At 54.1% G+C, this 13,498-nt stretch carries 11 protein-coding genes; all 11 read left to right on the top strand.

Features of this window, described 5'->3' with window-relative positions; all coding sequences use genetic code 11:
• Positions 1–67 precede the first annotated feature (67 nt).
• The 11 genes from lpxD (at position 68) to F7231_RS02650 (ending at position 13,377) form a co-directional block, all read left to right on the top strand.
• The gene (gene lpxD, locus F7231_RS02700) at positions 68–1,090 is read left to right on the top strand and encodes a UDP-3-O-(3-hydroxymyristoyl)glucosamine N-acyltransferase (protein ID WP_085414817.1); all 1,023 of its coding nucleotides are present in this window, start codon (positions 68–70) and stop codon (positions 1,088–1,090) included.
• A gap of 105 nt (positions 1,091–1,195) precedes the next feature.
• Positions 1,196–2,590, top strand: coding sequence for a bifunctional UDP-3-O-[3-hydroxymyristoyl] N-acetylglucosamine deacetylase/3-hydroxyacyl-ACP dehydratase (locus F7231_RS02695; RefSeq protein ID WP_085414818.1), 1,395 nt, complete (start codon positions 1,196–1,198; stop codon positions 2,588–2,590).
• A complete protein-coding gene (gene lpxA, locus F7231_RS02690; protein WP_085414819.1) occupies positions 2,587–3,378 on the top strand; it encodes an acyl-ACP--UDP-N-acetylglucosamine O-acyltransferase in 792 nt (263 codons plus the stop codon). The genes F7231_RS02695 and lpxA overlap by 4 nt, the downstream gene beginning before the upstream one ends.
• 133 nt (positions 3,379–3,511) lie before the next feature.
• Positions 3,512–4,147, top strand: coding sequence for an ABC transporter ATP-binding protein (locus tag F7231_RS02685; protein WP_166690814.1), 636 nt, complete (start codon positions 3,512–3,514; stop codon positions 4,145–4,147).
• A gap of 118 nt (positions 4,148–4,265) precedes the next feature.
• Positions 4,266–7,547 carry a DUF7948 domain-containing protein gene (locus tag F7231_RS02680; RefSeq protein WP_166690813.1) on the top strand — a complete coding sequence of 1,094 codons (3,282 nt, stop codon included), beginning with the start codon at positions 4,266–4,268 and terminating at the stop codon, positions 7,545–7,547.
• A 112-nt stretch (positions 7,548–7,659) separates the two neighbouring features.
• Positions 7,660–8,109, top strand: coding sequence for a DUF4920 domain-containing protein (locus F7231_RS02675; protein WP_085414822.1), 450 nt, complete (start codon positions 7,660–7,662; stop codon positions 8,107–8,109).
• Between the two features lie 105 nt (positions 8,110–8,214).
• Positions 8,215–8,649, top strand: coding sequence for a hypothetical protein (locus tag F7231_RS02670; protein ID WP_166690812.1), 435 nt, complete (start codon positions 8,215–8,217; stop codon positions 8,647–8,649).
• A 39-nt stretch (positions 8,650–8,688) separates the two neighbouring features.
• Positions 8,689–9,114 (top strand): hypothetical protein, encoded by a 426-nt coding sequence (locus tag F7231_RS02665; RefSeq protein WP_166690811.1) that lies wholly within the window; start codon positions 8,689–8,691, stop codon positions 9,112–9,114.
• Between the two features lie 82 nt (positions 9,115–9,196).
• Positions 9,197–10,504 carry a metal-dependent hydrolase family protein gene (locus tag F7231_RS02660; RefSeq protein ID WP_085414825.1) on the top strand — a complete coding sequence of 436 codons (1,308 nt, stop codon included), beginning with the start codon at positions 9,197–9,199 and terminating at the stop codon, positions 10,502–10,504.
• A 33-nt stretch (positions 10,505–10,537) separates the two neighbouring features.
• On the top strand, positions 10,538–11,896 hold the full coding sequence (locus F7231_RS02655; protein ID WP_166690810.1) for a hypothetical protein: 1,359 nt from the start codon (positions 10,538–10,540) through the stop codon (positions 11,894–11,896).
• Between the two features lie 134 nt (positions 11,897–12,030).
• Positions 12,031–13,377 (top strand): MFS transporter, encoded by a 1,347-nt coding sequence (locus F7231_RS02650; RefSeq protein ID WP_085414827.1) that lies wholly within the window; start codon positions 12,031–12,033, stop codon positions 13,375–13,377.
• Positions 13,378–13,498 lie beyond the last annotated feature (121 nt).

Below are 13,498 nucleotides of genomic sequence, written 5' to 3'. Positions count from 1 at the left end.
TGTTGGCTACCTTGCGGCCCTAAGGTCTACGTAGACGAAATCCTATTCCCCGGACTATATAACGCATATGGAGTTCACAGTCAGGCAAATAGCCGCTCTGCTTAACGGTGACGTTAGCGGCAATGACACGTTAATAGTCAGCCAGTTAGCTAAGATCGAAGAGGCATCAACAGGCAGTATTTCCTTTCTTTCCAACCTCAAATACGAGTCATTCCTCTACACTACGCAGGCGTCAGCCGTGATTGTAGACCGCTCGTTTACACCTCGTGAGCCTGTTTCTGCCACGCTTATTAAGGTCGAAAACTCGTATCTGGCATTTACCCAATTATTAGAAGAATACCATCGGCTCATCAGCTATGCGCGGGTTGGTATCGAGCAGCCATCCTTTATCCACGAGAGTAGCCAGATGGGTGAGCGGGGGTATCTGGGTGCGTTTGCCTACGTGGGAAAACAGTGCCGGATTGGGCAGAATGTGAAGATTTATCCGCACACCTACATTGGCGACAATGTTACCATCGGCGATAATTCGATCATTCATTCAGGCGCCAAACTGATTGATAATACGGTAGTTGGCAAAAATTGCATCATCCACCCCAACGCGGTCATTGGCTCAGACGGATTCGGATTTGCCCCTCAGGCCGACGGTACCTACAAGACCATTCCGCAGTTGGGCAATGTGATACTGGAAGACTACGTGAGTGTTGGCTCAAATACAACCATCGATTGCGCAACGATGGGGTCGACGGTCATCAGGCAGGGCGCTAAGCTCGACAACCTGATTCAGATTGGCCACAACGTAGAGATTGGCCGGAACACGGTCATCGCTGCCCAGACAGGCATTTCGGGCTCAACCCGCATCGGCGATAATTGCGTGATAGCAGGCCAGGTTGGCTTTGCCGGTCACCTCACCATCGCCAACGGCACCAAGGTAGGCGCTCAGTCGGGCGTTGGCAAGAACATTACCGAGGAAGGTATTTCGCTGAATGGATCGCACGCATTCCTGCTGCGCGACAACATGCGTTCGCAGGCTATTTTCCGCCGCCTGCCCGAATTGGAACGGCGGGTTAGTGACTTAGAAAAAAAAATTTAGTTTCAGGTGTCATGTTCCAGGTGTCAAGTGGCGCTGCTACATGAGCAATAAGTTGATTAGCGCAGCTTCTTGACACCTGACACCTGACAGCTGAAACTTTCAACTATGAATATTAAACAGCAGACCATTCAGAAAGCCGTTTCGGTATCGGGTGTCGGGTTGCATACAGGCGTATCGGCAACGATGACCTTTATGCCCGCACCAGCCAACCACGGGTATAAGTTTCAGCGTGTTGACCTGCCCGGTCAGCCAACTGTAGACGCCGACGTCGATTTCGTTGTCGACCTGTCGCGCGGTACTACGCTGGAACAAAACGGAGCGCGTATTCACACCGTTGAACACACCCTGGCTGCCCTTGTTGGCCTTCAGATCGACAATGTGCTGATCCAGCTCGATGGCCCGGAGCCACCGATCATGGACGGTTCGTCGATCAAGTTTGTGGAGGCCCTGCAATTTGCCGGTATCGAAGAACAGAACGCCGACCGCAAGTACTTCGAGATCACGGAGTTTGTGCATCACCGCAACCCCGAAAAAGACATCGAGATTGCGGCCCTGCCCCTAAACGACTACCGCCTGACGGTGATGGTCGATTACAATTCGCAGGTGATCAACAGCCAGCATGCGTCGCTTAACGACCTGACGCTGTTTTCACAGGAGATTGCATCGTGCCGTACGTTTGTATTTCTGCACGAACTGGAAGCCCTGTACAAGCAGAACCTGATTAAAGGCGGCGACCTGAGCAACGCCATTGTCATTGTAGACCGTGACGTAGATGAGGGCGAACTCGACCACCTGGCCGAGTTGCTCAATAAGCCACGGGTGGGTATCAACCGGCAGGCGGGCATACTGAACAACCTGCAGTTGCACTACCCCAACGAGATGGCCCGTCACAAGCTGCTCGATATGATTGGTGACCTGGCCCTGATTGGCCGGCCCATCAAAGCGCAGATTCTGGCCGCCCGTCCTGGCCATGCGGCCAACGTTGCCTTTGCCAAGAAGATCAAGGGGCTGATTCAGAAAAACGCGCAGAATCAGGTTCCTCAATACGACCCGAAGCAGCCACCCGTGCTCGACATCAACCGCATCACGCAGTTGCTGCCCCACCGGTACCCGTTCCAGATGATCGACAAAATCGTTGCCCTCGATGAGAACAGCGTGGTTGGCATCAAGAACGTGACTATGAACGAGCCGTATTTCCAGGGTCACTTTCCGGGCAATCCGGTCATGCCCGGTGTATTGCAGTTAGAAGCCATGGCGCAAACGGGTGGTATTCTGGTGCTGAGCACCGTACCCGACCCTGAGAACTACTGGCCTTACCTGATTGGCATTGAAAACTGCCGGTTCCGCCGCAACGTATTGCCCGGAGACACCGTAATCTTCCGTTGTGAGTTCAGCTCACCTATGAAGCGCGGTATTGTTAAGATGCAGGGACGTGGGTACGTGAATAATCAACTCGTTTGCGAAGCCGACATGATCGCGAGCCTAGTCAAGAAAAAATGATCCAACCATTAGCCTACGTCCACCCCGAAGCCAAAATTGCCCAAAATGTAGTCATCGAGCCTTTCGCTATTATTCATAAGGACGTTGAGATCAAAGAAGGCACTTGGATTGGCTCACACGCGGTGATCAATTCGGGGTCGCGAATCGGTCGTAACTGCAAGATCTATTCGGGCGCCGTTATTGCCGGTGTGCCGCAGGATCTGAAGTTCAACGGCGAAATAACTCAGGCCATCATCGGTGATAACACCACCATTCGCGAATACGCCACCATTAGCCGGGGAACAGAAGAGCACTGGCGCACCGAAATTGGCGCCAACTGCCTGATTATGGCCTACGCACACGTAGCCCACGATTGCCGGATTGGCGATCATTGCATCATTGTCAACAACGTGCAGATGGGCGGGCACGTCCACATGGGCGACTGGGCCATCATCGGTGGGTCAAGCTCAGTGCATCAGTTCGTAAAAGTTGGCCCCCACGCCATGGTATCGGGTGGGTCGCTGGTTCGGAAAGACGTTCCACCGTTTACCAAAGCCGCCCGCGAACCCCTTTCCTATGCTGGGATCAACTCAATTGGCCTACGCCGTCGGGGATACACCAACGAGCAGATCAACGAGATTCAGGAGATTTACAGGTACGTGTTCCTGCGTGGCTTCAACAATGCCGAAGCGATGAACCGCATCGAACTCGATATTCCAGCTACCGCCGAACGCGACGAAGTACTCAATTTCATCCGCAATTCAGAACGCGGCATTATGAAAGGCCCCAGCAGTGGAAGCGGGGAATAAGCCCGGCCCTCAGAGGTAGGCTGCGGGATTTTGAATCGGGGATTGGCGTCGTTGCTGAGGTGATACTTGACCTGGCGGAGCAGCCCCCGATTCGAAATCCGAGATGCCAAACCCGCCCACATCCGACCTATACATGACCATCAACGCTGAACAGATTGGGAAGAAATACCGCCGGGAATGGATTTTCCGCGGTGTTGACCTTACGCTGTCGGCGGGTTCGAGCTACACCTTCGTCGGCCCTAACGGAAGCGGTAAATCAACTTTATTACAAGTGCTGGCGGGCATGCAGCCGGCATCGGCGGGTAAGCTAACGTACCTGCTGAATGACAAGGCGCTTGACGAAGATGACTGGTTCCGGCACATCGTGCTGGCCGCCCCCTACCTCGAACTCATTGAAGAACTGACGCTGACGGAACTCCTCGACTTCCACCGTCGCTTCAAACCGTTCAGAAACGGAGCCACTTCGCTGGACCTAATCGAGCAGATGCAACTCAGCCACGCCCGCAACAAAGAGATCAAATTCTTCTCGTCGGGTATGAAGCAACGCGTAAAACTGGGCCTCGCGTTTTTCTCCGAAGCGCGAATCGTCCTTCTCGACGAGCCCACCTCCAACCTCGACCGACAGGGGGCAGCCTGGTATCATGAGCACGTCACCCAGCTCATTGCCCCGCCCACGCAACCACCCGTACTTCTGCTGATTGGCTCCAATCAACCCACTGAGTACGATTTCTGCCCCAATGTGCTGGACGTGATGCAGTGGAAACGGTAGCGCTGGCCGTGTTATTCCAGTCAATTGTTTCTGGCACTCCGAATCCGATCGCCACGTGTTGTGCAGGCTCGGAATAGTTTTTGTAGCTTTAGGTAAGGCTTTCCCCTACCCTGCCGCTATGCGTTTTCTTCTACTCTTCCTAGTCGTTCTGGCAACGTACCTGCCCGCTAGATCGGCTCCCGCTGGCTTGTTTTCGGGCGAATCCACCGAAACGTCGGCCCGGCCGGGTGCATCCACGCCGGGTATCGTGTTTGTAGAGAACAGGGGGCAATGGGCGACCGATATTCTGTTTAGGGCAGATCTGCCGGGCGGATTCCTGTTCCTGAAAAAGAGCGGCCTGCACTACGTTTTTTACGAGGCAAAAGAGATTGCCCGCCGCCATGCAGCCCCCATTGCTACGGCGCCGGTATTACCCACCGTTCGGGCACACGGCGTTGGTGTAACCATGCTGCATCCTAATGGAGCCAGTCGGATAGAAGGCATCAACCCGGTAGGTACGTCGTTTAGTTACTTTACCGGTTCAAATCCGGCTCAGTGGGCGGGTGGCGTTCGGGGGTTTCCGGAAGTGATGTACCACGACGTATACCCGGGCATCAATTTCAGGATTTACGCCTACTACCAGACATTGAAATACGAATTTGTGGTGCAGCCGGGGGCCAATCCCGCCCTGATTCAACTGGCCTACTCGGGAGCCGATCAACTGTCGCTGACAGAAAACCGACTTCTTGTTCAAACATCGGTCAACGAGTTTCGTGAAAATGCCCCTTTCAGCTTTGTTACCCGAGCCGATAAAGCCACCGAAGTAGTTACCCGCTGGGCGCTAACTGGCCAGGTAGCCCACTTCGATTTTCCGAACGGATACGACAACACCCAGCCCCTTACGATTGATCCCGAACTGGTTTTTACCACCTTTTCCGGTTCACAGGCCGACAATTTTGGGCATACCGCCACCTATGATGGGGAGGGGAATACCTACGTAGCCGGGTCGGTTTGGGGCACAGGTTTCCCGGCCACGACGGGGGCTTTTCAGGTTAATTATGCCGGGCAAACAGACATCGGTATCATGAAATTTTCGGCCGATGGGTCTCGGCTGATCTATGCCGTGAACCTGGGGGGCAACGGAGCCGACCTGCCGCATAGCGCCGTGGTAAACAGCAAAGGTGAACTGGTTGTGATGGGCAGTACAGCCTCAGCTGATTTTCCGACGTCGGCGGGGGCATACCAGCGTACCCTCACCTCTGTGCGTGGGGGTGGTGCCTCTGTCTACGGCGGGTACCTCGACTATTTCCTCGCCAGTGACCTGTGTATCATCCGGCTCGGCGCAGACGGTAAAACACTGGTCAGCGGTACGTACCTGGGTGGCTCGGGCAACGACGGCCTCAACCTGTTTACGCCCCCGTCGGCGCATATCCGCAACTACTCCGACGAGTTCCGGGGTGAAGTCATCGTGGATGCGGCCGACGATATTTATGTAGCCAGCACCAGTCAGTCGGCCGATTTTCCCGTGACTGATGGCTCCCGGCTGGCCGGTTATTCCGACGGCGTGGTCTGTCGCCTCTCGGCCGACCTCGCTCAACTCCGCTGGTCGACCCGCATTGCCGGTAACGATGTCGACGAAGCACACGGGCTACGCCTGTCGCCCGACGGTACGATCTATGTCTGTGGCAGCACATACAGCAGTAATCTGGGCACAACCGGCAGCCTGCAACCCCGCCTCGCTGGCCTGAACGACGGTTACCTGGCCCGGCTGACCAATGGCCGTATCACGGCCCTAACGTACCTAGGTACGTCCTTCTCCGACGTAGCCGACCTGGTCGATATTGGCCCCGATAACATCCCGCACGTGCTGGGGCTTACCCGCGGGCCCTACCCGGTATCGGCGGCGGTGTACAGTAATGCGCGAAGCGGTCAGTTTGTCCATGCTCTTTCGCCCGATCTGAGCCAAACCATTTTTTCGACTGTGATCGGTACAGGGCGGGCGTTGCAGGCCAACGGATCGGTAACCGGCCCCGACATTGCCCCAACGGCCTTTCTGGTCAACTCCTGCGGAAACATTTACATTGCGGGCTGGGGCGGCGTGGTCAACTACCGCAATAACTACAACGCGTTCAGCACCACGGCAGGCATGCCCGTTACGCCCGACGCTTACCAGTCGGTCACCAGCGCCAGTAATTTCTGGATCGGTGTGCTGGAGCGAGGGGCCAAATCGCTGCTCTATGGCACTTTTATGGGTGATACCCGGCCTGCCAATGCCGTCACAAACGATGGCGATCACGTTGACGGCGGTACCTGCCGATTCGATAAAGACGGCACCATTTATCACGCCGCCTGCAGTTGCCGCACCAATCTGTTTCCGGCTACATCTACAGCCTGGTCGAAAACGCGCGGGAATTCGAGCTGCAACAACATCGCCTTCAAATTTGACACCGATAAACTGAAAGCGACGTTCGACACTTACGCAGGCACCCGCAAGAACGTTGTTGAAGGCTGCGCTCCCCTGACACTGAACTTCCAGAATACCAGCATCGGCGGGCGGCAGTACGACTGGCAGATCGTGGGCAAAGTACAATCAACCGACCCGCGGGCAACGACGTATACCTTTGATAAGCCCGGCGATTATGTGGTTCGGCTTCGGGCCTACAATCCACTGAACTGCAAACTGGTCGACTCCACACAGCAGGTGATAAAGGTCTATCCGTCGAATTTCCGGGTTAGTAAAGATACTATGCTTTGTGCCGACCGGCCCGTATCGCTCACGGCGCAGGGGGGCGTTACGTACCTGTGGTCGCCAGCCGCAGGATTAACCAACCCCGCCTCGGCCAGCATTCTGGTAGCGACTAAAACCACCACGACGTACAGCGTCTCGATTACGAATGAATATGGCTGCTCAGTAAACCGAACCGTAACGGTTAGCGCTGATAACACGTTTATCCCCACCATTCAGGTAGACGCCTCGCCCGACTGCGGCAAGCCTACCCGGCTGACATTCACCAACGCAACCGTGGGGGCCAACCAGTTTTTGTGGGTTATGGGCAACGGCGATACGCTCCGCACGCGGGTGCCGGAGAATTACCGGTATCCGCGCTCAGGTACGTATGAAATCAAAGTAACTGCCATCAAAAACGACTGTTCGTTGTCGCTGAACTACCCGATCATCTACGAGGACTTCAGCCAGATTCCGAATACGATCACAGCCAACGAAGACGGCAAAAATGATGTATTCGACGTAGGCTTTCCGGGGGCTAAACTGGCTATTTATAACCGCTGGGGGCAACTGCTCTACAAATCAGACAATTACGGCAATGACTGGGGCCGCAAAACGCCCCACGGCACTTATTTTTACCTACTCACCACACCCGGCGGCAGTCAGTGTAAAGGCTGGATAGAGGTGTTGGAGTAGGTTTCAGGTTTCAAGTGCGCTGCCAATCAACCTGATGATGACTAAGCAACATAATCGAAACTTGGAACCTGAAACTTGACCTTATATTTGTATGATAAACACACAAACACGTATGAAACTCGTTGCAACACTGGCCCTTATGCTGGGTCTTGCCATCGGCGCATCAGCGCAGGATTCCTTTCACGGCAAAAAAATAACGGAGAAAGGTGCGGTTCCAGCGGCGCAGCTAGCCGCCAAAATGGCTGACAAAAAAGAGATGCCGGCCAAGGTTGAAGGCACCGTTGAATCAGTCTGCAAAGTGAAAGGCTGCTGGATGAAGGTCAACACCGCCGACGGACAGACTATGCGCGTATCCTTCAAAGACTACGGCTTCTTTGTTCCGAAAGACATCGTTGGTAAGACGGTAGTCATGCAGGGCACTGCTGTACAAAGCATTACACCTGTCGATGAGCTTCGTCACTACGCTGAAGATGCCGGTAAGAGCAAGGAAGAAATCGCGAAAATCACCGAACCCGAAAAGGCGCTCACGTTTGTGGCCGACGGCGTGATTGTTAAAAAATAATAAACCGGTTCCAACGACCATTTCGGGGTTCGGGTCATGTAAAGCGTAGTCCATGAAGCCACTGGCGGCATCGGCTGCGCTTTTTTAGTGCTAATCCCGAATGTTATGAACCACTCACGCAAGTCAATCGCTGCCTTTCTTGTAGCAGCCTTACCGCTGGCCTATGCCTGCAAAACAGCCGACGTATCTCCAACCAACCGCATAACCTTACAAGCGTATCAATCAGGCCGCGTTCAGAATGACATTACCGTCCGCGCCGACTCGGTGAACGACAGCCGCTGTCCGGAAGGAGTTGTCTGTATTTGGGGCGGTAACGCAGTAGTACGGGCAACGCTCTCAAAAGCGGCGGAACAAAAGCAGGTACGTCTGGTGCTTGGTCCTGATCCAACGGTGGGTTACCCGCAACGGGCCGATTCAACGGGTGTTGTTTTCGCGGGTACTACATACAAAGTAATCCTGCGCGATGTTACCCCGTACCCATCGTTTACGAAGCCAAGCCAGTCGCCGACGCAGGCCATCATCGAAGTATCAAAATTATAATCGCGTTGTCGCCTGTCATTTCTGCTTCTATCGCACACCATGAAACTCACTTCGGCCTTTCTGCTTGTCATTCTCACCATAGCCTACGCCTGCAAACAGGCCGATTCGGTAGCGCCGTTGCCTGCCGGTTTTGTGGCCTTACAACCAGGTCGTCAGGTGATGACGCCAGCAGGGCCAACCGTCATTGCCGACACGGTCTATATATCGATTTGTCCCAAGGATGCAGCCTGTTTCGTTGCGGATAACGTAATGGCGTCAGTGCGAGTAATCCAGAATCAGGAAAGTAAGTCGGTGTGGTTATTTGCCGGGTTTGGCGCCTGGTCCGGGCGTACCGGCAACCGGAGCGATTCAACGAGTGTCCGGTTAGGCGACCAACTCTACAAGGTAATTTTGAGGGGGCAATACACGGGCGAAACTGACAAAGGTGTTACGGGTAGGGCTATCCTTCAAGTTGCTCCCCTCTGACGACAGAAGGATTTACATTATTCCCTATCTTCAAGGCCGTAACCCATTGGGTTGCGGTTTTTTGTACCCACAAATCAACTTCATGAGCCGTCATTACTTGTCTCTACTGCTGGGGCTTTACCTTGGCACGTCTACATTAGTCGCACAACCTACCGCTACAACAAACGCGCCGACCCGTACCCTGCTTCATTGCGGTACGCTGTTTGCCGGCACCGGCAATGATCTGCAACGCGAAATGACGATTGTGGTAGAAGGCAACAAAATCGCCGCCGTTCAGCGGGGCTATGCTACCCCAACCAGCCAGGATCGGGTAATTGATCTGAAAAACAAAACGGTACTGCCCGGCCTCATCGATATGCACGTGCATATGGAAACCGAAACCCGGCGCGGTGGTGCCAGTGACCGCTTCACCCAGAACGTACCTGATATGGCCTTCCAGGCTGCTAAATACGCCAAAACAACGTTGATGGCCGGTTTTACAACCGTACGGGATCTGGGAGGCACAGGCATCAACGTTGCCCTGCGCAACGCCATCAACCGGGGTATTACCGACGGACCACGTATTCTGACGGTCGGCAAATCGATTGCCACTACCGGTGGCCATGCCGATCCAACAAACGGTTTTCGCCGCGATCTCATGGGCGATCCGGGTCCGATGGACGGCGTGATCAACGGGCCCGATGAAGCGCGAAAGGCCGTACGCCAGCGGTACAAAGAAGGGGCTGACCTGATCAAAATCACGGCTACCGGCGGGGTACTCAGCAACGCCAAAGACGGCCAGGGGCCACAGTTCAACGATGAAGAGCTGAAAGCCATTGTAGAAACCGCGAAAGATTATGGCTACGCCGTTGCCGCCCACGCCCACGGTGCTGAAGGCATCAAGCGCGCCATTCGAGCCGGGGTGCAAACAATCGAACATGGCACTTACATGGACGACGAAGCCATTGCCCTCTTCAAAAAGTATGGCACCTATTTCGTGCCCACTATCATTGCGGGAAAAACCGTAGCCGACTCAGCCCGGATGTTTGGCTATTACCCCGCCCTGGTAACCCCCAAAGCCCTGGCCATTGGCCCGAAGATCCAGGCCACCTTTGCCAAAGCCTACAAGGCCGGCGTGAATATCGCCTTCGGTACCGACGCGGGCGTGTATGTGCACGGCTACAACGCCAAAGAGTTTGAATACATGGTTGAGGCGGGTATGCCACCAGTCGAAGCCATCCGTACGGCGCTGATGACAAATGCCAAACTGCTGGGGATGGATACGCAGATCGGCTCGATCGAAGCGGGTAAATTCGCCGATATCATCGCCGTTGATGAGAACCCCATTCAAAATATCAAGACCCTGCAAAGCGTCCGCTTCGTAATGAAAGACGGCAAACAATACAAATAGTCAGTTGCTCTGCTTCCATCAAGCTCCGCCGCCATGACCGAAAACTCTACCCTGCAGCCCGATGAACAGGAAAAGCTCCGGGAACTGACTACTCAAAGCTGGAACCTCGAACTGGCTATTTCGGGCGTTGCCATGTTTGCCATCCTGCAGCTACCCGACCTGCTCGATTCGGCCTTTGCTAGTCTGCGATACAATTTTCTGCTCAATGCCAAGGGATTAGCCAGTTTACTACCACCGTTGGCCTACAGTATGATCCGAACGGCTCTGAACATCCTGTTTGTGGCGTTTTTGGTCAACTTCGTCATGCGGGCGTTTTGGGTGGGGCTGGTCGGGTTGCTGGCCGTGTACCCGTCGGGTATACACTACGACCGCATGCCGTTCTCCACTCCCGAGATTCAGCAACGTATGGCCAACGAACTGGGGCCCCTCGACCGGTATATTCTCTGGCTCGACAAGCGGTGCAACATCGTATTCGCCCTTGCCTTTCAGTTTGTTTTTTTTCTGATCGTGGTTAGTCTGCTCTACGTACTAAGTCTGGCATTTTACTTGATTGTGCAGCCCAACGTACCTCCGGCTGTTTGGCAAAACATCAAAATTGGTATAGGCGTTGTGGTGGGCCTATTCTACGTTGCCATTATTGTGCTGAATCTGAAAAAGGTAAAAGAATCGCCGACAGGTGCCCGCTTGTATTACCTGCTGACAAGAACCACTCAGTTCTTCATGAAGATCCTCATGATGGGTATGTACCGGCACTCGTCTTACGTGACGAATACCTTCTACAGCCACATTCCTCAGAAACGCTTTACCCGTACGGCTCTCTTCTTCATGCTGGCGTTTTTCGTCGCGTTTTTCATCGAATACATCTCTGATCAAAGCCGCAACGACCCACGTATTTCCTTATTCAACAGCCGTCACCTCTACAGCGCCCGCGTAGATAGCCTGTTTGTAGATCCTGGTGCCTACGACAATCAGCGCCCTGAAGGTGAGTACGTTAATGTAGCGTCTATTCAGGCTGACGTAATCCGAGAACCGTATCTACGGCTGTTTATTGCGTACCCTAAAGCCCTCGACACACTGCTGATGGCCCTGGCCAAAGAACCCGTCGGGCTCGATACATTACCAAGGCTGGAGCGACGCCAGCAGCGCGGAATCTGGAGCAGTCAGCAGATTAATCAGTTCATCCAGCTAACTGTCAACGACTCGGTGATTCCCCGGCCCGGTCTATTATTTGGGCAGGCGGGTACGTTGCAGCAACGCGGGTGGCAAACGGTATTAGTGCCGGGTAATCTCGTTACGGGCCGTAACCTGCTTCGGGTTGGCATAAAACGCCCGAAGCAGGCGAACGCCGACGAATTAATCGCCATTCCATTCTGGTACGTACCTGAGCAGTAGCTGTATGTGCCAAGTCTCATGTGCTCCGCTAACCAGCCAGTGAGCGCCCCAGCGAAGCACATGAACCCTAAACCGCAGCGGCAGACCGCTCGATACGTCATAGTAAATCCACTGGTAACACTGCTTTCGACGGCATGAATATCATTTCCCCCGGTACATTCCGCTGGCGAATGGTTGCGCTTCTTTTTATCGCAACAACCATTAATTACATCGACAGACAGGTTTTGTCCTTTACCATGACCGACGAGCTTTTTCGAAAGCAAATGCTCGGACTAGGCCCAACGGATATCCTGACCCAGGAACGCATCGACGAATTTCGCGTAGAATACAGCAAAGTCGATTCAGCGTTTAAGTTTGCCTATGCCATTGGCCTGTTGGCAATGGGTTGGCTGATCGACCGCATTGGCACCCGGCGTGGCTTTTCGCTCGGCATTCTGGTCTGGAGCGTGGCCGCCGCCGGTACGTCGCTGATTCAGAGCCTATCGGGGCTCACGCTGGCGCGTGTCACACTTGGGCTTGGTGAAGCGGCCAACTTTCCGGCGGCCATCAAAACGGTATCGGAGTGGTTTCCCCGGCGCGAGCGCTCCTACGCAAATGGCATTTTCAACGCTGGCACCAACGTAGGCATTATTCTTACCGCCCTAGTTGTGCCTTCCCTGATTCTGAATTTTGGCTGGCGTAGTTCGTTTTTAGTTACGGGGCTCCTGGGATTCGGTCTGCTGATTTTATGGTGGTTCACTTACAGCAAACCGCAAAAAAACAACCGGGTTACGCCGGCAGAACTAGCTTATATTCAGAGCGATGCCGCTAACGAACCGCCCCTACGGGTGTCGTGGCTCCGGTTACTGTCGTTTAAGCAAACCTGGGCCTACGCCATTGGCAAATTCCTGGCCGATCCCATCTGGTGGTTCTACATGGCCTGGCTGCCCGACTTTTTCAATTCAAACGACGCACTCGATCAGCAACTCGACCTTAAATCTTTCGGCGTTCCTTTCCTGATCATCTACGTAGTTTCCGACGCGGGCAGCATTTTCTTTGGCTGGTTGGGTACCCAACTCATGAATTCGGGCTGGTCGGCCAACCGGGCCCGCAAGACGACCATGCTTATCTGTGCGCTCTGCGTAGTACCAATCGTATACGCCTCTGAGACAAACAGCCTGGTAGTTGCCATTGCGCTCATCTCCCTGGCCACGGCAGCCCATCAGGGTTGGTCAGCCAACATGTATACGTTTGCATCAGACTTATTTCCGAAGAACGTAACGGCGTCGGTGACCAGTATTGGCAGCATGTTTGGGGCCGTGGGCGGTATTCTGCTGGCCCGTTACTCAGGCGATATAATTAACACTGTTGGGTATCAACCGTTATTCATTATGGCAGGTTGTACGTACCTGCTGGCCCTACTGCTGATTCACCTCGTACTGCCTCGCCTGGAGCCTGTTTCAGACGAAGAACTCGCCCCTGATTTTACAATGGCGCGATAACTTAGCCTGTTTTTCTACTCAATTTACAAGTAATCAATCACCTATAGGCGCATATATGCGCCGTAGACTTAATTTTAGCTTATTATTAACAGACCTGTTGAACAGGCATGTCTGCTGCCCC

This window comes from Fibrivirga algicola, assembly GCF_011742925.1.
In the GTDB taxonomy this organism is placed as follows: domain Bacteria; phylum Bacteroidota; class Bacteroidia; order Cytophagales; family Spirosomataceae; genus Fibrella; species Fibrella algicola.
The sequence above is the reverse complement of the archived record's forward strand: the minus strand, read 5'-3'. Positions and strand labels throughout refer to the sequence as shown.